The following is a 20,773-nucleotide window of genomic DNA, read 5'->3' on the forward strand; positions in this document are numbered from 1 at the left end:
TGCTAATATCTTTATGAGGATCATATGGCAGAAGGAATAACGCGCATCTCTGTGAAGGGTTTCAAGTCCCTGGCGGAAGAGTGCTCCATAGAAGTTCGTCCCCTGACAATACTGGCAGGTGCCAATAGCTCAGGCAAGTCGAGCATAATGCAGCCATTGTTGATAATGAAGCAGACCCTGGAGGCTACATATGATCCGGGCCCGCTCTTGCTTGATGGCCCAAATGTACGTTTTACCTCTGTTAATCAATTTATGCCTAAGTTCAATTCATCAGGAGGGTACTGGATCTCACCTGGTTTGTTAAATGAGTTTGGTGTCGACCTGATACATCAGTTTAGCTTGGGATTGGAATTAGAAAACTCTATGTCATTTAATGAGTCATTCATTATCAAAAAATCTTATGAAATAGATATAGGTGAGATCTCATTCCAAAATGAATATGGCAATACTATCCTGCGTCCAAAAATGACACATGACGAGATGAGTTCAGCTTTTCTATTGGCTCGTCGTCCTGGGTGGACAAGGAATTATTTTAAAAATGAACTGAATAATAAGGTTCCGAAGCTGATCATTGAGCGAAATAGGTTCTTTTTAGAATTAAAATTAATTACAGGTGATGATGAATATATCACACAATTAAATAGGACTTTCTCAAATGCCATTTTAAGCTTGATTCACCTTCCAGCGTTGCGAGGAAATCCGGAGAGAAACTATAAGAAGACCTCTACAGGCCCTAGATTTCCTGGAACCTTTGAGATTTATGCCGCCAGCATAATCCACAATTGGCAGGCAAACCGGGACCCGCGCCTTCACGCTCTCGGAGCTGCCCTGGAGGTGTTGGGATTGACCTGGAAGGTCGGCGCAAGGGCTATCGATGATGTCAGCTTTGAGGTGATGGTTGGGCGCCTCATCCATAAAAAAAATGATGATTCTAACGACATGGTGAGCATTGCAGATGTGGGATTTGGCCTATCGCAGACTCTCCCCGTCCTTGTAGCTTTATTGGCGGCAGAGCCTGGCCAACTGGTCTACATAGAGCAGCCTGAGATCCATCTGCATCCAAAGGCCCAGATGGCGATGGCGCAAATTCTGGCGGAGGCTGCCAACTGCGGTGTTCGAGTTGTGGTCGAGACCCACAGCTCCATGCTGCTTCTGGGCATACAGTCTATTGTTGCCGAAGGAAAGCTATCGCCAGATAAGGTCAAGCTCCACTGGTTCAAGAGGAGGCCGGAGGACGGCGTTACGGAAGTATCCAGTGCGGACTTGGACAAAGCAGGGGCTTTCGGTGACTGGCCGGAGGATTTCTCATCCGCAGAAATGGACGCTGATATCCGCTACATTCATGCAGCCGAGGCTCGTCTGGAGCCGAACTAATGTCATCCCCAGATGGGTTGTGTCTGGTCATCGATGCATCAGTGGCCACATCCACCGGCGAGCGGGGCCAGAGAGGTGTGCTCTGCCAGCAATTCTTAAAAATCATGATAGAGAGGACATCTCATCGGCTGGTGATGACGAAAGAGATAGGCGCTGAATGGGATGTCCACTCTCATCCTTTTGCTCGAAAATGGAGAAGAAGCATGAACGCCAAAAAGAGGGTTGATCGGCCAAGAATAGATCACGATCCCCTATTGGCGGAAAAGATCGTTCGGGCAAATACACCAGAAAAAGCTCTTAATGCTATGGAAAAAGATCTGCATCTTGTCGAGGCAGCAAGGGCAACAGATAACCGTATCGTCTCGCTTGATGACGCTGCGAGGAGATATTTCTGCGCAACTTCCGCCATTGCTGGCGAGCTCAGGCAGATCTTGTGGGTAAATCCTGCCATGGAAACCGAGAGGCCAATTCAGTGGTTAGAGGAGGGCGCTCCTAATGAAGAGGAACGACTGATACGTCCTCCTGCCTAATTTATGTAAAGCTTAAACCAGTGGCTCCGGCTGCTTTCCCTCCGGCGTCACCGGCAGGCCCGCCCGGTGCAGCACCAGCTGCCCGGAAAAGTGCATCGCCCGGTTTAATATCAGCCTCTTTCCCATCGGGGTCAGAGCGAAGACGGGAATGGCAATGCCAATCTGCATCAGCGCCTTTCCTCCTGCCACCTCCCTCACGGATCGGGAGGCGCAGGACCAGACAAGGTCGCAACATTCCGCCAGAACCTGGGCCTCGTTCTCGCTTATGCCCGTGGTGTGAACGGCTAAAATTGTGGCCCGGGCTCCCAAAGCTCTCTCCCTCTCCCGCAGCGCTCGAGCGTCATCTGCCCTGTGACCGGCTAGGCTTACAGCAATCCTGCTATATCCTGCTTCTACTGCCCTCTCAAAACCCAGGACCTGATCTACTGTTCCCTGCCGGTCGATCAGAATGCATCCCCTCTCCTCCAGGCCGCTTTGAATCTCTTCGATGGGCTCAGTCTTCACCAGGCCGGTCATATGGGCTCCGATCGCCTGCAGGACCTCGGGCCTAGTGGCCACCACTGTCCCTGCACCCTCACTGACCAGCACAGCGGCATCTATTAGCCCTTCTGTCAGGGCATCTGAGAGGATCTCCGAAGCCCCGAAGCTCACCGGCTTATCTTCCAGCTCCAGGACTCTCTTCGGCCCGTACATGCCAAGCTCTGCCATATGCTCTTCTAATACCCTCTTCACCGTCTCCTTGCTCTCGACCTTGATGCCATACAGATCCTGACGCAAGGGACATGAGCGGATGGCAGGCTCAGTTAGAACCTCGACCTTCCCGTCCCGAACCCTGACCCGGGCCCCGGCCATCTCCAGCAGATGCTCTGACACTCTAGATCAGATCGATATCAGGCCGCGGGTTCATTCCCGCGGCTCCAGCCTTCTTCTCACCGATTCGGCGTGGGCGAGCAGCCCTTCCGCCTCGGCCAGAGTGGTAATCGTCTCCTCCAGCCCCAGAAGCCCCTCATCGGTGATCATCTGCAGGGTCATCTTCTTGGTGAAGTGGTCCACATTCAGGCCGGAGAAGATGCGAGCATATCCCGAGGTGGGAAGCACATGATTCGTCCCGCTGGCATAGTCCCCTGCCGCCACCGGGGTGAACTTTCCGAGGAACACGCTCCCTGCATTGCGAATGGACCTCAGGACGTTCATGGGCTCCCTGGTGATTATCTCCAGATGCTCAGGGGCAAAAGCATTGACAAAATCAAGCGCCTCATCCATATCGTCCGCCAGCAGAATGGCACTGTGCTCCAGGCTCTCAGAGACAATATCGCTGCGTGCAGCCCCAGGAGCCTGAATGTTCAATTCCTCCGCCACGGCGCTGGCCAGGAGATCATCCAGGGATACGAAAACGGAGATCGATTTGGGATCGTGCTCTCCCTGAGCGATCATATCGGCAGCTATCACCCCAGGATCCGCTGTCCGATCGGCCAGGATCAAGACCTCGCTGGGACCAGCAGGAAAATCGATCTCCACCGAGCCTCGGGTAAGCATCTTGGCGGCAGTGACATAGACATTGCCCGGCCCCACGATCTTGTCCACCCTTTCAATGCTATCTGTGCCCAAAGCCATGGCAGCTATCGCCTGAGCCCCTCCGAGCTTATAGATCTCGTCAGCTCCTGCCATATCCGCAGCAGCCAGCGTCAATGGATTGATCGATCCGTCTTTTTGGGGCGGGGTGCAGACCACAATCCTGGGCACATCAGCAACCTTGGCGGGAATGACGGTCATCAGGGCCGAACTGGGGTAGGCCGCCCTGCCCCCGGGAACGTAAGCTCCAACAGAATCCAGAGGAACGACCTTCTGGCCCACCAGCACCCCGGGAGATGCCTCGCTCATCCAGAGGTCATGCTCTTTCTGTTCATTATGGAAATAAAAGATATGATCCGCTGCCGAGGAGAGCGCCTCAAGAAGCCTGTCATCCACCAGGTCGTATGATAGATCGATCTCCTCCTGGGTCACGCGCAGGTCATCGAGGTGTGCCCCTTCAAACTTCTCAGTGTACTTGAATAGAGCCTCATCTCCTTTCGACCCGACCTCCATGATGATCTCATTTACTGCAGGAAGAACATCCTGAATGCCCACATCCCTGGAGAGAAGTGAACGCAGATCCTCATCCTCGAGCTCGCTCAGCCTTTTAGTTATCACTTTAAAACCTCCTTCATAATACCCTTTCAGCGGGAGTTATTCCTTCCTCGCTGCACCCGGTAGAGGGATTCCACTCTCTCCAGGCTATCCGCTTCCTCCAGGGACTTGTCATCCCTCACCCTCACCAATCTGGGAAAACGAAGTGCATATCCCGATGAGTAGCTCTGGCTCTTTTGTATCTCCTCATAGGCCACCTCGAAGATCACCGCCGGCTTCAGCTCGACCTCCATCCCATTCTGCACCAGGATCAGCTCTCGGAACAGCTCAGTAAGCTCCGCCAGAGCCTCGTCCGTTAGGCCAGTGGCTACCCAGCCTATATCCTGGAGCTTGCTCGTAGCCTCATCCAGGCAGGCCAGCCGGTATGAGCCCAGGAAGCTAGCTCTCCTGCCCTCGCCCCATTTTGCCCCTATCACTGCCAGGTCCAGGGTTTCCATAACCGGTTTTATCTTAAGCCAGTTCTTGCCCCTCTTTCCCGGAGCGTATACCGACATCGAATTCTTGAGGATCAGCCCCTCGTGGCCTTTTTCCAAAGCCTGGTGGTAGATCTCTTCTGCCCTCTGGACGCTGTCGGATATGACCTGATCTGCCAGTATCGATGGATCGGCGATACCCTCCAGCAGTTCCCGCCGTCTGGTCAGGGGCAGATCCACTGTGCTTTGGCCATCAAGATATATCAGATCGAATAAAAATAAGTGCAGAGGCGTTTCTTTGGCCTGCTTTTCCACATTGTACTTCCTGCGAAAGCGCTTCAAAATCTCCTGGAAGGCCAGGGGTCTGGAGTCTTTGCCAATGGCCACCACCTCTCCATCCAGGATGGCCTTATCCGCCCTGACCTCCTGGGCAAGACGGACGATCTCGGGCAGGGACCTGGTCACATCCTCCAGCCGGCGGGAGAAGATGCGAACCCTCTTCCCATCCTTGTGGATCTGCACCCTGGCTCCATCGTACTTCCACTCTATCGCCGCAGACCCCAGCTCCTGCATGGAGGCGGAAATTCCCTCTCCCACCTGGGCCAGCATCATCTTGATGGGATGGTTGATCAGCACACTCAGATCTGCGAGCGTCCCTTTGCGGGCATTGACTGCCACCAGGCCGATATCGTTGGTCAGGTTGTAGGCCCTCTCCACTTTTGACGCATCCTGGGAAAAAGCCTGGGCGATGGCATCTCTAACTCCTCCTTCACCGATTCCGATTCTCATATCCTCTATTGCCAGGCGAGCGATATATTGCGCTTCAAGAGGAGTGGCCTGGCTGAAGAGATATTGCAGGTTCTTGACCTTGGCATCCTGGCTTCCCTTTCCCGAGGCCCGGGCCACGGCTACAAGCCTCTGATAAACCTCTTTGATGGAGAGCGGCTCATCTTTGATGAAGGCAGCAAATCCGATGGGCTTTTTCTTATCGACGGCCGCAGATGCCACCAGTCCCGGGTCCCCGGTAGCGCGCAGCATATCTGATATCCTCTCCGTCGAGCATCCACAGGCGCGTGCCATCGCCTCGTAAAGGATGCTCGGCCCCACCCCCATCACCAGGTCCATGCTGGGGGAGAAGAGATCCCCCATGATGAACCCTGAGGCAACTGCCAGCTCATCATCATCCAAATTCTTCAGGAATGCTGCCACTAGGTCGACCTTTTCCAGAGAGCCGGAGACCCCCTCCACTCGCTGACAGAGCTCGGCGAAGCTCAAGAAGCTGCTCATTATCTGACCCGAGTCATTGATCTAGAATATGGCATCTATGCGTTTAGTCCGGTAGATGCTGATGATATCGGTGAGAATGGCCGAGGCCGTCTCTATGGAGCCTGCACCAAGACCCGATACAGTAATCGTCCCGGATAGATCGGTATAAATAGCAGCGGAGTTCAGAGTCCCGGCCACGGCCAGTGGGCTGTCCAGGGGCACCAGAGTGGGCCTGACTGTGAGTGCGGGCACATCTCCGATCAGCTTTATGGCATATCCTCTCTTCTTGGCCAGAGCAAGAGCCTCTGGAGTGACTCCTGTGATGCCGGTCACATTCACATCGGAGTACTTGACATTCATGTTGAACAGGGAGTTGGCCAGGATTAGCACCTTTCCAGCGGTATCCACCCCCTCTACATCATAGCTGGGGTCGGCCTCGGCAATGCCCATATCCTGAGCCTCGCTCAAGGCGTGAGCATAGGGTATGCCCTCCTCAGTCATGCGGGTTAGAATATAGTTGCAGGTGCCGTTGAATATGCCCCGGACGCCGAGGATCGTATTGCCTACCAGGGTGCGCTCAACCAGGCTGATCAGGGGCATGGTGCCGCCGACTGTGGCCTCGAACTTCAGCATCACGCCGTTATCCTCTGCCAGCTTCTTCAGGCTGCCGTAGGATACCACTAGTGGCCCTTTGTTGGATGTAACCACATGCTTGCCCGAGGCGAGCGCAGCTTCCATATGGCCCAGACCCGGCTGGCCGTGAACGATGTTGGTGGGAGTGACCTCGATCATCAGGTCGGAGTCAATGGCATTGATGGCCTCTTTCCCCTTCATGCTCGATGTGGCCACATTGGCCAGGGTCCTCTCGCCCAGGATCTTGTTCGCATCCACACCGTCCTCGGACAATACCGTTCCCGTGTGATCGGTGACGCTAACCAGCATCAGGTTCAGGCCCATATCCCGGAGGATCTCTCTCTTTCTGGTGAGAACGTCAACCACTCCGTGGCCCACAATGCCGTAGCCAACCAAGGAGACCTTAATATCTCTCATACTGCCTCCGTCTCTATGGGCTCGATAACAAGCAGCTTCTTCTCCTCGCCCACATTGCGCAGAATGGTCAAAGCCTTTTGGATCTCAGCCTTGCCGGTGGCGCGAATCTTGAGGTAGGCAGAGGAGGGCTCATTCACGCCGGGCATGGTCAGGGAAAGGTCCATCACCTCAGCGTAGCCGGTGGAGTCGATCCGGTTTATGGTGTCTCCCAGGTCGCTATCCAGCACATGGCCCACTAGCACAACTGATACTGCTTCGATGAATCGGTCCTCTCCCGCCCGGACAACGGAGATTCCGCTTTCTTGGAGCCTGGCCTGGACAGCCTCGATTCTTGAGCGGTCCATCTCCACGACGAATCGAACCGGGATCATGCCCCGGGGAGTCTTGCGGTCCCTGTGGTGAACCACGCTGATGATGTTAGCCTTGTTATCACTCAAGGGTTGCATCGCAAGGAGCAGCTGGCCGGGAACATCCTGCAGCTCTAAATCCATGGAAAGTCGCATAGCATTCCTCATATTTTGCTGGAATTCTCCTGCTGGTTAAATTAAATAAACCTTGTGCAGATGGGATCCGAGGGTGGGCGTCTGTCCGATAGTAATTAATATTACCTCATCCAAGCAGTTGCCAACGAAAGTAGGAGGATCTTCATGGCAGGTGGAAATGGTCTGGCAATTGGATTGATGCTTATCGGTTTCGTAGTATTGTTTTTAGTGCCCCTGGTGTTCTTGACCAGCCTGTTTTGATAGTCAGGCGGGCCAAGGGGCTATTCTATTTATTTTATAGCAATTAGGTCTAATAAGGGACGCTAGTGGGTCCTGTAAACCATTGCTAGTAGTACGGATATTTTATATACCAACATTACTATCCGGAAGTGTGGATTCATTTACAACCTGGAGAGATATGTTCATTCAGCTGGAAGAAATCAATAGTCGACCTGAACCATTTGGGTTCTACACAGCGGCAGACCTGTGGACCGACGAACATACCTCAGAGCAAATGCTTGCATATCATCTCAATGCCGATATCGATGTATCATCCCGTCGAGGCGAGTTCATCGATCGATCGGTGGAATGGATTGCATCCCGCTTTAGTATTGGCGCCGACACCCGAATCGCCGATTTTGGCTGTGGTCCCGGGCTCTATGCAAATCGGCTGGCGAAGGTCGGTGCTAGTGTAATTGGTATTGATTTCTCTAAGTGCTCAATCAAGCATGCCCGAGAAGCAGCGCGAGAGGTGGGATTGACCATTGAATACATAAACCAGAACTACCTGGATTTCGAAACAGAACACCGCTTCGATCTCATTCTGATGATCATGTGCGACTTCTGCGCTTTAAGCCCGTCGCAGCGCAGGATTATGCTCGCTAAGTTCCACTCCATGCTTCTGCCAGGTGGGTCTGTCCTTCTCGATGTTTATTCCCAAAGTGCGTTCAAGCAACGCAAGGAGGCAAGCTCGTATGGAGTGAATCTTCTCGATGGATTCTGGTCCGCGGAGAAGTACTATGGATTTCTGAACACTTTCAAGTACGACGACGCAATGGTGGTTTTGGATAAGTACACCATCGTCGAATCGGCGAGAAAACGAACTGTCTACAACTGGCTGCAATACTTCACTCCCGAGTCGTTGTGGCGCGAGTTTGAGATGGCAGGTTTCGCAGATCAAGAGCTCTATGCTGACGTTGCGGGCGCGCCGTTTGATAAAATGGCCTCTGAGTTTGCCATCATTGCGCAAAAGAAATAGTGATTATTAAATGTCGATCTTAATGCCGAAGAGCTTCTCGAACCTTTCGTACTTTGTCCTGGCGCGGTAGATGTTCTGCCTGACATAGGGCGATCCCTCTTGGCAGGCGATCATATCCCTGATCTCGGCCGGGGTGAAGATGGCATCCAGCTTCTCCCGGGGCAGATCAGCAACCTTCACCTCTTCCTTTAGGAATTCAAGCGGCAGATCATCTAGCCAGCTCCAGTCCCTGCCATAGCGAATCAGTGCCAGATGCCCTTTTGCACATTGAGCCGAAACCAGCCACTCTGAATCAGTGCTATAATAGGCCAGGCTTTCCAGATCCGAGCCACAGGTGCTGCAGAAGCCAATCACATTCCTTGATTGGGAAAGGGGATTATGCCTCTCTCCATTGAAGAGAAGGAACATCCCTTTCTCCGTCAACTGATTCATCTGGATTCTAGAACGTCCGCCATGCCGTAAATACCAGGCTTCCTGCCAACCACCCAGGTGGCTGCCCGCACTGCACCGCTGGCAAAAGCGGCTCTGCTATGGGCCTGGTGCCTGATCTCCAGCCTCTCGCCAGGACCCGCCAAAAGGACGGTATGGTCTCCTACGATGTCCCCTGCCCGCACGGCATGAACTCCAATCTCTTTGCCTCGCGGCATGATCCCGTTCCGGCCATAGACGACCTCCGAGAGATCCGACTCACCCCGAGCTCTTCTTATAGCCTCCAATGTGGCCAGAGCAGTGCCGCTGGGTGCGTCCTTCTTTTGATTGTGATGGGCTTCTATGATCTCTATATCGAAATCGTAGCCTTTAAGAGCTGCTGCAGCATCAGCCACCAGCTTCCAGAACAGGTTTACTCCCACGCTGAAGTTGGGGGTTATGACCGCGGCCACATTGCCTTCTATTGCCTCTCTCATCTCGGAATGCTGTTCCGAAGAGATGCCTGTGGTTCCCACCACCAGATCGACACCTAGAGAGGCCGCTATGCAGACGTTTTTCACTGCCGCTTTGGCTATTGTGAAGTCGATGAGCACATCCGGCCTAGTCTCTTTCAAGACCTGCTCTAGCTGTGAGGCATCTTTTACCAGAACGCCCCCCTGAAGCGGCTTTCCCGCGCCGACCGCATCCAGGCCTGCCACCAGCTCCATCCCCTCAATCCTGGCCGCCTCCTGGATGACTAGGGTGCCCATGCGCCCCAGCGCTCCAGTAATCGCAATTCGAGTCATGCTCTCTCGCCCAGGGTCACCAGCAGCTCCTTTAGCATCTTCTCTTTATCTGCAGCCATCTCCCCCAGGGGAAGGCGCAATGGGCCACCTGCCAATCCCAGGTACTTATGAGCAGTCTTCACAGGTATGGGGTTGGTCTCAAGGAACATCGCTCGAACCAGGGGAGCAAGCTCATAGTGCAGGGATCTTGCCTTCTCCAGGTCGCCCTTCATCATGGCATCCACCATTGCCACAGTCTTTCTGGGGGCAACATTGGCCACCACTGAGATCACGCCCTTTGCACCCAGGGCCATGGCTGGAAGCGTAAGATCATCATCGCCACAGAGAACGGAAAAGTCGCTTCCCCATGTCTGCTCAATAATTTGAGATAGCTGGGAAAGGCTTCCGCTGGCCTCCTTTATGGCCACGATATTCTTTATTCGAGAGAGCTTTGCCACAAGCTCCGGCTTGAGGTCGATTCCGGTCCTCTTGGGAACATTGTAGAGCACTATGGGGATGTCGCACTTCTCGGCTACGGTCTTGAAGTGCTCGAACATGCCGCGATCATTGGGCTTATTATAGTATGGGGTGATCAGCAGGGCAGCATGTGCGCCCGCCTCTGCGGCATGACAGGTCAGCTCCACCGCCTCGCGGGTGTTATTGGAGCCAGTTCCTGCTATCACCGGAACCGTGGAGTTCTCCACTGCGATCTCTATCACTCGCTTATGCTCTTCGAAGGTCAGAGTTGCCGCCTCACCGGTAGTGCCGCAGGGAACCATGCCTGATATTCCTGTTTTGCTCAGGTACTCTACGTTTCTCTTCAGACCCTCCTCGTCCAGGCTCTTGTCCTCATGAAATGGCGTGATTATCGCAGGAAGCACGCCGCTATACATCAACCTCGACCTCTCTTCTCGTACTTCTCTGCCTCATAACATTGGATATGTAGCCTGCTATGCGGTTGCGGATGGTTTTGTTCTTGATATCGGTATACTCCGATACCCGCAGCTTGTTCTGCTCAAAGTCAGGGCTAAATGAGCTCTCGTAGGTTCTCAACAGGTCCATCGCGAAATTCTTAATATAACTAGGCTTTACGCTTCCCATAATCAACACTCCAGCTAGATCAATCCTTTGTGCATCCTTGCTCCACAATTTATATCTTGCTATCATCCTCTAGAATGCCCCAAGCCCTGGACGCCGGCAAGCTGGCCAACAGTTCGACCAGCAAGGATGCTGAAGCCCCCAGCAGATAAAGCCTGGGCTCTTTACCCAGGACGCCCTCATCCCATATCGCAGCGGGCAGTAGAGCTGAGCCTTCCCCTTCGCTCAGCTCCTCCTCGCCCTTCAAATGGCATTGGCCAATTGCTGCCAGTTCATCCAATCGAGCGCGATCTATTATCGGGAGGCCAAGCTCTCTGCAGGATAGGAGGGCCTTTGGCTCTAAATCGATGGCCGCTTTTGCCAGAGGGTCTATTTTCATTGCGGCAAGGATCACAGAAGCGCTATCGCTCCTGCCACCGAATCGAAATCCTCCAAACCGGCATACTCTCTCCTCGATCTTTGTTAATCCTCCCTCCAGCGCTGCCACATCCTCAGGGCATCTGGCACCGGGAATGGCCATGGCAGGCCCTGCTCCTCCCTTCAGCATGAGATCGAAGAGCTCGTGAGAGTTTTCCAGCAGATCCACCGCCACTTCCAGATCGCACAGAACCCGGTAACGGCTCGCTTCAACTCTCAGGGCTGCAGACTGGTTTACCGGGCCCACCCCCTTTCCCACCCTGAGGCTCCCGCGAAGGGCACTCTTTGCGAACTCCTTTGCATTCAGGGCGGCGTTTTCAATTGAGCAGCCCAGGGCAAGAAAAGAGGTTAAAGCGGCAGAGAAGGTACATCCAATGCCGTGGTTCTCTCCTGGTATCCTTTCTGAGGGCAGAAGAGTGGACTTGTTGCGCACCATGAGCAGATCGGTGCAATCCAGGTGCCCTCCCTTGACGATCACCGCTTGTGCCCCCAGGCTCATGATACCGCGGGCGGCATGAGCAGCACTATCCATGTCGCGAACGCGGATTCCAGAAAGAGCCTCTGCCTCGAAGATGTTGGGGGTGACCACCCCTGCCAGGGGGATCAAGCGCTCTTTCAGGGCAGATACCGCATCGGGCCGAAGGAGCCTGCCGCCAGCCTCAGCCTCGATCACCGGATCCAGGACCAAAGGAATATCATTTGCCTGGAGGTGATCGGCTACTGTATCCACAATCTGGGCCGAGTGGAGCATACCGGTCTTGGCCCAGGCAATGGAAAAGTCCTCTGTGATCGATTCGAGCTGCGCTCTTACCTCTTCGGGAGAGAGTGCATAGACGTTTTGCACTCCCAGAGTGTTCTGGGCGGTGATGGCAGTGATGGCGGATGTTCCATGCAGGCCCAGGACGGAAAATGTCTTGATGTCCGCCTGGATTCCGGCACCTCCTCCTGAATCCGATCCGCCTATAGTCAGCACTACTTTCGGCATATCTTGGGCATTGAAAAATCAGGATGGCTTCAAGCGGCTTTATCCGGCTTCAGAATATCTTTCAGGATATCTTCTTCTCTGCCTCTGCCACCATCTCTTCTGGAAGGTCGTACTTCTGGGCGATCTTCAGGGCTTTGCGGTAGAGGCCGGCTTGCATATGCTGCTCAAAGGACTTCTTTGCTGCTTCCTGTTTCATTGGTCTGGGGAGGTCGAAGTCATCGGCGATCTCAGCAGCGTTCTTGACCATGCCCATGCTCATGCTCTTATTGAAAGCCTGGATGGCCGCCTGCCGGACCATATCCTCTGGCAGCCCGAACTCCTTGGCGTACTCCGCCGCTGCCCGGTAGAACTCGCTGTCTATCTTTCTATAAAACGATCTCTGAGCGGCTTCCAGACGATGGTCGCTGGGAAGATCATATTGTTTGGCCAGTTCGGCAGCCAGAGAATAATCCCCCTTCTTCATATTGGCATCGTATGCCGACTTCACCGCATCCTGAAGCATCGAGTTCGGAAGGCCCAGATCCGACTTGATCTTTGCTGCCTCTTTGTAGGCCCCTGCGTTCATCTTCTCTTTAAACCGTCTTGCGCCTTCTGCCAGCTTATCTTCTGCCATATAATCCTCCACCGCTATCTTTTGATTTTATCGATCCTTCAGTCGCTGATATTTCTGTCCCGGAGATTGGTAATGAATGCATACTGTGTGGTTGTAGGAAGCTTCCGGCGAAGCTCTCGCACATCGGGAAGGTAGATTACGATCTGCTTGTTCAGCGGCTTCTCTTTGCCCAGTATCTTGCTTACCATCTCCACCTCTGCCTCACCCTGAATACGGGCACCACCACTGCCGAAATCCGGGGACATCTCAATGAGCATTGGCAGTCTGAGGCGGCTCCACAGGAATCTTGGAACTGACTCGGAGATCAGCTTCAGCTCTGACTTGTCCATAATGAAAAAGGTGTTATCCTTTCCCCTGATTCCGGGCTTCTCCATTGCCAAGAGCTCGGTCAGATTGAGCCGCCTGTTTGGCAGGTGCTGATTCATCGTCTGGATGGTCTTGACCAGTATGTTCTTGTTTAATCCTCTTCCTTCTCCGGAAAACGCCATTGGAATCAATCTCTCTTCTTTTGACTTAAAGGTAATCGTTATGGATGTCTGAGAATGTATGCTGCACAGTGCTCTTCTTCAGGTTCAAGCACCTTCTGGCAGCTTTTGCCACATCATCCCTCAATTCCGCTGGGGCGTAGACGCCGAATCGCCAGGTGGCCCTCTGGGCTCTCTCCAGGATGCTGACCAGGGGGGAGACCATTCGCAGGGGTCTGGTCTCTTCCCCGACCAGGGCGGGAAAATTGCCTTCAGAGCTATCGGGCAGGGGTGGATTGTCCACCAAGATGCTGCCCGGATCCATTCCTGCCTCCGCAGCTATCTCCTGAGCGATGATCTTCTCGCTTACCCTCTGCAGCGAGGGCTCCAGGCTTTCCAGATCCACATAGACCGCTCTTTTGAATAGCTTGCGAGATCTTATGCGAGAGGCCATCTCTGCGGGATAGCCGTCCGCTATCTCCAGAGCGGTGAAAAGCTGGATGTCGTCCATCTCCTTCACCTTTGCGGCGCTGGAGATGCCATCTTCAATCATCCTTCTGATTCCTGAGGAGATCATGCACTCGGATATGCGGCAGACGTGATGGTAGTAGACCGCGGGGTGCATGAGCAGCCGGGAGATGAGAAGCGACGTTGCTGCCTGCACCCCACCAGCTTCCACCGCCAGCTGGCCCTGGTGAAGGGTCATCTTCTGCAATAGTCTCAGCCGGTCTATCACCCCATAGGCCACGCCGGTATAGTGGGCGTCCCGGATCAGGTAGTCCATGCGGTCGACATCGATCTCGCCGCTCACGATCTGGCCTTTGTCCTGGCCGTGGATGAAGGATTGGATATCGGTTGGCTTGAGGCCGTGTCTATCCAACACCTCCCCCAGCTCTCCTTTTTTCAGAATCTCGATGACGCTCTCGTGCTCTGTTCTCAGAAAGGGGGCCAGGGCTGACTCTGTGGCATGAGAGAGGGGGCCGTGGCCTACGTCGTGCAGGAGGGCGGCAGCGCCCACAAGCAAGCGATCATCCTCATCCAGGCCGAGGTGATCGGTGAGGTGAAAAGCCATATGGTAGGCTCCCAGGCTGTGCTCGAAACGGGTGTGGTTGGCCCCGGGATAGACCAGGTTTGCCAGGCCCAGCTGCTTGATCCAGCGGAGCCTCTGCATCTGAGGGGTATTGGCAATCTCCAGGGCCAGGCCCTCCAGCTTGACGTAGCCGTGCACCGGATCTCGGACCTCTGTCATCAAAGAAGCCTTTTAAATCCTGGACCTTAAAAATCTTGGCTCTTCGCGTTTTCTCAACAAGAGGATTTTCACTGAAAGAAAAGACCGCATTTACGCATTCTTCCGGGACGACGCCAGTCGACTCTTTCTTTAAACATCTATCTCAATCCAATCGACCGGCAAAAATCGCTATAAGGCCGCCCCTCAATTGCCAGGTACATGAATATCCCAGACCATGCCCATACCGCCAGGGCGAAGACTATGGTGAACACGAGAAAGAATGTCAGCATGATCAGCAGGCCAAGAACGAATAGCAGAATGGATATCGCTGCATATTTCAGGCGGGTGGTTTTGTCTATCTTCTCATACATCTGATTCCTTTGAATGAGCAATTGCAGGCTATCAACTTTGCGGAACTCTTTTTAAGCCCTTGGTACAAGGCCCTTGAGCTATGGGATCCGGCTCAACAGAACTGAAGGCAGAATATAAGGATAAAGAACAGGAATCGGGCAGCAAGAACCGCTACATCGTCCTGGTTTTAGTCCTGACCGGCGTCCTGATGGCCGTTCTCGATGGCTCAGTGGTCAGCATCGCCCTGCCCACCATAACCGAGCACTTCCGGGTGTCCATCGCCGAGTCCCAGATGATAATGACCGCCTATCTGGTGACGATCACGAGCTTGCTTTTGATATTCGGGAAGGTGGCTGAGCGGGTGGGAAAGGCCAGGCTCTTCATGCTGGGTCTGGCCCTCTTCACCTCTAGCTCTCTTGCCTGCGGCATCTCCACCAGCCTGGAGATGCTGGTCTTATGCCGGATCTTTCAGGCTACTGGAGGGGCGATGATGTTCTCCATAAGCGCGGCGATAATATTCCTCGCCTTTCCCAAGAGCGAGCAGGGCCGGGCCATGGGCTACATCGGATCGACGGTGGCCATTGGCAGCATCCTGGGGCCAACTCTGGGAGGCTTCATCGTGGACCTCTTGGGCTGGAGCTACATCTTTCTGATCAACGTGCCCATAGGCATAGTCCAGCTCCTCCTCTCTGCCAGATACCTGAGAATCGAGGAGACGAGATCCAAGAGCCTGGAGGTGGACTGGATAGGCGGCCTGACCCTGATCGCGCTCATCGTCTCCATGATGACATTTCTTGGCCAGCTCTCTTATGGCTTTGCCCCGACGCCGCCCATACTCCTCTTGGCCTTGATCTTTGTCCTATCCTTCTTCGGATTCATAATCAACGAGTCCAGGCAGAAGTCACCCCTGCTGGACCTTTCCATCTTCCGCTACCGGATGTTTGTCCTGCCCAGCATCAGCATGATCCTCTTTTTCGTGGCCAACCTGATGATAACCGTCCTCGGGCCGTTCTATTTTGAGGGGGTGAGGGGCTATACTGCTTCGCAGGTGGGACTGATCTTTCTTATCGTCCCGGCCATCACCGTCTTCGGAGCGCCCCTGACCGGTGCCGTATACGACAGGCACCAGTTCAGGTACCTGGCAGCTCTGGGAATGTCGATCATGGCCCTCTCCATGATCGCTCTGGGATTCCTGGCGATGAGCACGGCGAACGATATCAGACAGCTCTTGATCTGCTTCGTCTTCATGGGGTTGGGTGCCGCGTTCTTCCAGAGCCCCAACAATACCGAGCTGATGAGGTCCCTGCCCGTCTCCAAGATCAACATCGCCTCCAGCTTCACCGCCACCATCAGAAACCTGGGAATGGCACTTGGTGTCTCCCTCTCCGGCCTTCTGGTCTCGCTGCAGATGGCCCAGGCCGGTTACTATGGGACCATATCCGATGCCGGCCCTGCGATCCTCGCAAGCAGCATAAGCCGTGTGATGATGATCGCAGGGGGCTTATGTATTATAAGCGCCATTGTGGCCATATATAGAGGATCGAAAATGAAATAATACCAAAGGACTGACACTTGATTGACCTTAAACTTACCCCGAAAAATAGGTGAGTGTTCATGTCATCAACTTCCTAATTATCGGAGTATTCGTGACGTTCTGCGATCCCTATTTAATGGATATTCGTTTAAAGCTTGTTAGTGACATAACGATCGATTATGTAATTACAATATAACTTTATTTTAAGTTACAAAAAAAGAAATCATGCATACAACAGAAAGCAGGAAGATGCTTAAAGATCTTAAGAAGATGACCGGTATCGAGATGATGGTTTTAGAGAACTTGACATTATTGGACATAGTTGAAGCTAGAGACTTGGCCATCAAACTCGAGAGATCAATTATCGAGAAAAAGGATGCCATTAGAGTCTTGAAGGTGCAGGCAAGACTCGAGGATTTGAGCGTCTATTGTGTGAAGATGGAAAAGGTCGTGAGAAAGGGGAAGACTAAGATATACACATACTGGTATGCCTCTTGGAGGGATGGCCGGAAAGTTAAGAACGTATACATTGGCAGCACCAATAACCTGAGTTATATTGAGGCTCTGGCGAAGGCTCGAAGATTAAAGGCGACTTTTTTGGGTTTAGAGGCGTAAAATAAATTATATAAAAAATATTACGAATTTTTCTGTGACATCATTGGAGATTATTTTTGATTGCAACATACAAAAATTATTTTAGTTATAGATAATAATATTAGTGATAGCAATTCGGGATGTTCTTCAATTGCACCCGAAAAAAAGGTGAGCAACTATGGCAGATAATCAGGATATAGATAAAGGCGGTTGGGCAATATTCTATAGTGAGCTATGCAAGCAGATAAAAGGATTGGAATCAGATGGTGTAAAAAAATCATTCCAATTCGCAGGAATGCCAATGGAAGCCGCATGGTGGCAGGATACGGAATTTAATGCATATCAAATCATCGACCGCGAACCACAAGCTCTCGATGGTTACTATACGCCATCGTCCAAAAACATCCATTTAGACTATGGGACTTTTCTCAATAACGTGCGACTTAATGTGGCTCCACAAAATCCGGTAGTCACCCCCTTATGCGTTGATACTTTCAGGAACCACTAGCAACATCATCATCTCGTCAATAGTCCAGATATGATCAGTTATGCCAGCTGCCATAGCTGGAGATCTGGGATCCCATTGTCTTTGATCGCTATTGGATTCTTCTCGCAAGGATTTGAGAGGTCTTCCATAGTTATAAACCATATCCTCCAAGGCACAAGAAGCCTTAAGCATCTCCTCTTCTTTTGAGAATGATAAGGTTTTTCGAACCATTCTTCCATTCATTTGTCTCGAAGTTAGATTGGTCCTTTCGACATATGCGGTATTCAATCCCAAAAAACTTGGTACCTCGTTAGGATCTCCATAGACTACTCTGTGAGTGATGCGAATCAATCTTCCACCTGATCGATGCTTTGTAACCTGGAGACATCTCCATCCAGGCTGCGGTTGTTTTCGAGTTGGAGGTCTTCCCCTGCCAGCGTATTCAGGCGACTTCCCCCAGGTTTCAAGCATTGCTTCAGGATAACTATCATTTCCGTCGCTCGATATTGCAGGAGGTTCAATCGGATTGCAGCGATTCTTTATTTGCAGCATCATAGCCACTGCAACTTCCTCTTCATTCTTTCCTATCGCACGTCCCACTCTCAGCCTGGTATCGACATCTATCGCGGTACCTCGCCAGAATGTGCCTCGATCGACCTCTTCAGGATGGTTGCTTTTTCCCCCTTATGTCCTACATAGGTCCACATCGCATCGAGCTGAACTCGGGTCAGATGGTAGTTAGCCAGAAGCAAAGCCTCAATCTCTTCAACATGAGCCGATGCTTTGCGAAGCCAATCCACAATAGTCTCTTCCTTTATTCCTTTCACTCTATGGATGGCGGCAAGGCTATTTCTTTCCGCAAGCATAGCCAGACATTCGAGGATCTCTTTTGGGCTGTGATGCAGGCCATAAAAGATAGTCCCTTTATTTCCTACAAATACTCTGCCACATGTTTTGCATTTCAAACGTTGCGTGCCCTTGGAAGTGCGGCCGTATCGGACTATGTTTCCGTGATCCACTTTGCCATAGTCAGGACAGTCTTTATTCCAGCAAAACGAACCAGCAATTGCCAGTCTACCTGCCTTCATTGCATTCCCCAAGCTAAATATGCAATGAAGGAATATAAACTTAATTAGGGGGGACTACCCAAAATCCGGACTACGTTAAAACTGATGAAGCTCTAAAAGCTGCAAATGAAGGGCTGAGCAGCGCTAAAATCGATGCAAATAACAGGTACCAGGCATGGAAGAAGAACAATCCCACGCACTCTGAGGATTATCCGGACATAAAAACTGCAAAAGATTGGCTGAGTTCGGAAGGGTCTGCAGAAAACGAAAAGATCAAGGCAGCTCAGAAGAAGGTCGATGCCTATCAACAGGAAATCGCTCACTGGCAGGACGCCCAGAGCAAACCTCTCCAAGATGCCATCAAGAATTACAATGATCATAGCAAGAACTGGTGGACGATCACAGCCCCCAGTGGAGGCAATAGAGAAGTCCCCATTATGTCAATTACGCCTAATCTCAATACCGATCTGCAATCATGGAAAACTGGGCTTCGAAATTTCAATGAAATCAAGATCACTCGTGGCACTTCTGTGTATCAACACTGGAAGGTTTGTGGTGGTGCAGATGCCAGCTACTTTGATGGCTTTTTTGGAGGAAATGTTGGTGGCTCAATTACCTTCGACAGCGACGTTTGGGCGGATAATCAAATGGAGTTGACGATCGACTTGCAGGATGTCAAGCTGTACACGCTTGATCGCGCTGACTGGTGGATTGGCGGTATGCTAAGTGAATATAAAAATGGCCCGTTCTATGACTCACGCTTCACTCCCGCCACATTCTTCGGAGAAGACGGCACTTTGAAGCTGATCCCCAGTGCTGTGCTGGTGGGCTTCCGACCTAAGTGCGAACTTACCATCTCGGATTTTGTGTATTCCAGGCACAGCACAGATTGGGAAGGTCATGCTGGCATTCGCATCGGCCCATTTCAGATCAGCAGCAAGACGCACAAGGTAACAGTCATCGAAAATAGCGAAAAACATACCAAGACGATTACATTTGCGCCGACCGATGACCGACCGCTGATAATTGGGGTGTTATCCGATCTTAACCTGGCATAGATCATCTTAAGGATGCAAGTGTTGGGCTGATCCCGAAAGTCCGCAGGCCAAGAGATCATTCCGAGCAGGAATAAAGCTTAGGCTAGAACCGATATCTGGATGTGGAGTTTCGAAAAAGTCTTCCAACCCAACACAGCATCCTGCGAAGCACGCTTCGCAAGAATCCGGATACAAGGGAATATATTACCAAATCGAAATTTAAACTAGGAGACAGACTATGTCAATACTTAAAGGCTATGCTGTAGCGACAGGGGCTCCCGGAGCCGATCATACCTATGTGAAATGCGATAATCCCGCATTTTCTTGGCCTTGCTGGGGAAGAGACTCGGGTGGAAAAGAAATCTGCAGTGGAAGTGGTTATGCCTCTGTTGCAGACTGCATATCTCAGCCAAGTTCCCACGCGGGCATCATATATGCGGTTACAGGGGTTTGCCATCAGACGGCAAATCGGATTCTATTTCCCGCAGAAGAAGTCGTTGTATCAAAGGCTGGCGGTTATTCCGCATCTGTTTTATTGTATGGAACCTACGGCACTAATCATAAAGAGTGGATCGGAAGGCTAAAAAAATGTGAAGATGCAAATGCAAAGAGATTATCAGAGTCGCCTGAAATCGAGACCCCAATAACTTCGCCAGAGAGTGCATATATTCAAAAAGTGATCGGCATCTATTCAAAGGCCGAACGTACAGATGAGAGATTTGACATTACTCTCCTGGGAAAAGAACTCCAATTGATGATGGAGTTTCGTCTCGGCGGGATTCTTGACTTAGAAGAGGTTGACTCGGCCACAAAGCTTCAAGCGAATTTCCTCGAGATCAAGCATGAGATGGATCAGGACTTTTTGGGCGGAAAAATCAGCATTGAGAGATATGTCCATGATGCAAATGAGGGCATTGGAGATTTCTTGAGGCAGTTGGCAGAAGTGTTAGGAAAAGACCAATTCTATAAGGTGTTCGGCTTAGCTCCACCCACCGGAAGCTTCGCTCTCATCGATCTTGAAATCGCCAAGAGAGCTCATTCGCGCAAGTAAAGAATGTATTCAAGCCAGGCTGGAAATATGAACCGCCAACCTGGTTCTTTCACTATTTATTTTTATAATTTATGGACGGAATATTGTCTTCTAG

Annotated in this window: 24 protein-coding genes; 8 read left to right on the plus strand and 16 right to left on the minus strand. The window is 52.0% G+C overall.

All coding sequences use genetic code 11. The features are described 5' to 3' along the window. The first annotated feature begins 24 nt into the window (after nucleotides 1–24). The gene (locus MCON_RS03410; RefSeq protein ID WP_013718644.1) at nucleotides 25–1,374 is read left to right on the plus strand and encodes an AAA family ATPase; all 1,350 of its coding nucleotides are present in this window, start codon (nucleotides 25–27) and stop codon (nucleotides 1,372–1,374) included. After that, nucleotides 1,374–1,904: a hypothetical protein gene (locus MCON_RS03415; RefSeq protein ID WP_013718645.1), complete on the plus strand. Its 531-nt coding sequence runs from the start codon at nucleotides 1,374–1,376 to the stop codon at nucleotides 1,902–1,904. The genes MCON_RS03410 and MCON_RS03415 overlap by 1 nt, the downstream gene beginning before the upstream one ends. Before the next feature lie 12 nt (nucleotides 1,905–1,916). On the opposite strand, the gene MCON_RS03420 is transcribed toward MCON_RS03415, so the two are convergent. The 5 genes from MCON_RS03420 to MCON_RS03440 are packed head-to-tail and all read right to left on the minus strand — an operon-like array spanning nucleotide 1,917 to nucleotide 7,323. Further along, a complete protein-coding gene (locus MCON_RS03420; protein ID WP_013718646.1) occupies nucleotides 1,917–2,777 on the minus strand; it encodes a methanogenesis marker 8 protein in 861 nt (286 codons plus the stop codon). Nucleotides 2,778–2,807: 30 nt separating this feature from the next. Further along, nucleotides 2,808–4,094 carry a histidinol dehydrogenase gene (gene hisD / locus MCON_RS03425; protein WP_013718647.1) on the minus strand — a complete coding sequence of 429 codons (1,287 nt, stop codon included), beginning with the start codon at nucleotides 4,092–4,094 and terminating at the stop codon, nucleotides 2,808–2,810. A gap of 26 nt (nucleotides 4,095–4,120) precedes the next feature. Beyond that, nucleotides 4,121–5,791 (minus strand): ATP-dependent DNA ligase, encoded by a 1,671-nt coding sequence (locus MCON_RS03430; protein WP_013718648.1) that lies wholly within the window; start codon nucleotides 5,789–5,791, stop codon nucleotides 4,121–4,123. A gap of 21 nt (nucleotides 5,792–5,812) precedes the next feature. Next, a complete protein-coding gene (locus MCON_RS03435; RefSeq protein WP_013718649.1) occupies nucleotides 5,813–6,820 on the minus strand; it encodes a homoserine dehydrogenase in 1,008 nt (335 codons plus the stop codon). Beyond that, nucleotides 6,817–7,323, minus strand: a complete 507-nt coding sequence (locus tag MCON_RS03440) for an amino acid-binding protein (protein WP_013718650.1) — start codon at nucleotides 7,321–7,323, stop codon at nucleotides 6,817–6,819. Before MCON_RS03440 ends, MCON_RS03435 begins: the two co-directional genes overlap by 4 nt. Before the next feature lie 397 nt (nucleotides 7,324–7,720). On the opposite strand from MCON_RS03440, the gene MCON_RS03445 reads away from it, so the two are divergent. Continuing rightward, nucleotides 7,721–8,560, plus strand: coding sequence for an SAM-dependent methyltransferase (locus MCON_RS03445; RefSeq protein WP_013718651.1), 840 nt, complete (start codon nucleotides 7,721–7,723; stop codon nucleotides 8,558–8,560). A 6-nt stretch (nucleotides 8,561–8,566) separates the two neighbouring features. Here the strand turns inward: MCON_RS03445 and MCON_RS03450 are convergent, their stop codons facing one another. The 9 genes from MCON_RS03450 to MCON_RS03490 all read right to left on the minus strand — a co-directional run bounded on the left by MCON_RS03450 (nucleotide 8,567) and on the right by MCON_RS03490 (nucleotide 14,929). Continuing rightward, nucleotides 8,567–8,992, minus strand: coding sequence for a hypothetical protein (locus tag MCON_RS03450; protein ID WP_232844331.1), 426 nt, complete (start codon nucleotides 8,990–8,992; stop codon nucleotides 8,567–8,569). After that, nucleotides 8,989–9,774: a 4-hydroxy-tetrahydrodipicolinate reductase gene (gene dapB, locus MCON_RS03455; RefSeq protein WP_013718653.1), complete on the minus strand. Its 786-nt coding sequence runs from the start codon at nucleotides 9,772–9,774 to the stop codon at nucleotides 8,989–8,991. Before dapB ends, MCON_RS03450 begins: the two co-directional genes overlap by 4 nt. After that, the gene (gene dapA, locus MCON_RS03460) at nucleotides 9,771–10,646 is read right to left on the minus strand and encodes a 4-hydroxy-tetrahydrodipicolinate synthase (protein ID WP_013718654.1); all 876 of its coding nucleotides are present in this window, start codon (nucleotides 10,644–10,646) and stop codon (nucleotides 9,771–9,773) included. Before dapA ends, dapB begins: the two co-directional genes overlap by 4 nt. Beyond that, nucleotides 10,639–10,920: a 30S ribosomal protein S17e gene (locus MCON_RS03465; protein WP_324322687.1), complete on the minus strand. Its 282-nt coding sequence runs from the start codon at nucleotides 10,918–10,920 to the stop codon at nucleotides 10,639–10,641. The genes dapA and MCON_RS03465 overlap by 8 nt, the downstream gene beginning before the upstream one ends. Next, nucleotides 10,904–12,253, minus strand: coding sequence for a bifunctional hydroxymethylpyrimidine kinase/phosphomethylpyrimidine kinase (gene thiD, locus MCON_RS03470; RefSeq protein ID WP_048131791.1), 1,350 nt, complete (start codon nucleotides 12,251–12,253; stop codon nucleotides 10,904–10,906). The genes MCON_RS03465 and thiD overlap by 17 nt, the downstream gene beginning before the upstream one ends. A 61-nt stretch (nucleotides 12,254–12,314) precedes the next feature. Further along, nucleotides 12,315–12,866: a hypothetical protein gene (locus MCON_RS03475; protein ID WP_013718657.1), complete on the minus strand. Its 552-nt coding sequence runs from the start codon at nucleotides 12,864–12,866 to the stop codon at nucleotides 12,315–12,317. Between the two features lie 38 nt (nucleotides 12,867–12,904). Beyond that, nucleotides 12,905–13,354: a DUF61 family protein gene (locus MCON_RS03480; protein ID WP_013718658.1), complete on the minus strand. Its 450-nt coding sequence runs from the start codon at nucleotides 13,352–13,354 to the stop codon at nucleotides 12,905–12,907. 25 nt (nucleotides 13,355–13,379) lie between these two features. Further along, entirely contained in the window at nucleotides 13,380–14,579 is a 1,200-nt protein-coding gene (locus MCON_RS03485; protein WP_048131794.1) for an HD domain-containing protein, read from the minus strand. Between the two features lie 137 nt (nucleotides 14,580–14,716). Continuing rightward, entirely contained in the window at nucleotides 14,717–14,929 is a 213-nt protein-coding gene (locus MCON_RS03490; protein ID WP_048131797.1) for a hypothetical protein, read from the minus strand. 80 nt (nucleotides 14,930–15,009) lie between these two features. Between MCON_RS03490 and MCON_RS03495 the strand changes: the two genes are divergently transcribed. The 3 genes from MCON_RS03495 (at nucleotide 15,010) to MCON_RS03505 (ending at nucleotide 17,545) form a co-directional block, all read left to right on the plus strand. Continuing rightward, the gene (locus tag MCON_RS03495; RefSeq protein WP_013718660.1) at nucleotides 15,010–16,464 is read left to right on the plus strand and encodes an MFS transporter; all 1,455 of its coding nucleotides are present in this window, start codon (nucleotides 15,010–15,012) and stop codon (nucleotides 16,462–16,464) included. A 228-nt stretch (nucleotides 16,465–16,692) separates the two neighbouring features. Further along, nucleotides 16,693–17,058: a hypothetical protein gene (locus tag MCON_RS03500; RefSeq protein ID WP_048131799.1), complete on the plus strand. Its 366-nt coding sequence runs from the start codon at nucleotides 16,693–16,695 to the stop codon at nucleotides 17,056–17,058. 157 nt (nucleotides 17,059–17,215) lie between these two features. Next, nucleotides 17,216–17,545: a hypothetical protein gene (locus MCON_RS03505; RefSeq protein ID WP_048131801.1), complete on the plus strand. Its 330-nt coding sequence runs from the start codon at nucleotides 17,216–17,218 to the stop codon at nucleotides 17,543–17,545. On the opposite strand, the gene MCON_RS17065 is transcribed toward MCON_RS03505, so the two are convergent. Both MCON_RS17065 and MCON_RS03510 read right to left on the minus strand, forming a co-directional pair. Then, on the minus strand, nucleotides 17,516–18,079 hold the full coding sequence (locus MCON_RS17065) for a transposase (RefSeq protein WP_157863658.1): 564 nt from the start codon (nucleotides 18,077–18,079) through the stop codon (nucleotides 17,516–17,518). The two genes, MCON_RS03505 and MCON_RS17065, sit on opposite strands and share 30 nt — an antisense overlap. Nucleotides 18,080–18,144: 65 nt before the next feature. Next, nucleotides 18,145–18,612, minus strand: coding sequence for a transposase-like zinc-binding domain-containing protein (locus MCON_RS03510; protein WP_013718669.1), 468 nt, complete (start codon nucleotides 18,610–18,612; stop codon nucleotides 18,145–18,147). Nucleotides 18,613–19,028: 416 nt separating this feature from the next. Between MCON_RS03510 and MCON_RS03520 the strand changes: the two genes are divergently transcribed. Next, nucleotides 19,029–19,649, plus strand: coding sequence for a hypothetical protein (locus tag MCON_RS03520; RefSeq protein ID WP_013718664.1), 621 nt, complete (start codon nucleotides 19,029–19,031; stop codon nucleotides 19,647–19,649). A 217-nt stretch (nucleotides 19,650–19,866) separates the two neighbouring features. Then, the gene (locus MCON_RS03525; RefSeq protein ID WP_013718665.1) at nucleotides 19,867–20,679 is read left to right on the plus strand and encodes a hypothetical protein; all 813 of its coding nucleotides are present in this window, start codon (nucleotides 19,867–19,869) and stop codon (nucleotides 20,677–20,679) included. Nucleotides 20,680–20,773 lie beyond the last annotated feature (94 nt).

The sequence above is a fragment of the Methanothrix soehngenii GP6 genome (assembly GCF_000204415.1).
GTDB classification, from domain to species: Archaea; Halobacteriota; Methanosarcinia; order Methanotrichales; family Methanotrichaceae; genus Methanothrix; species Methanothrix soehngenii.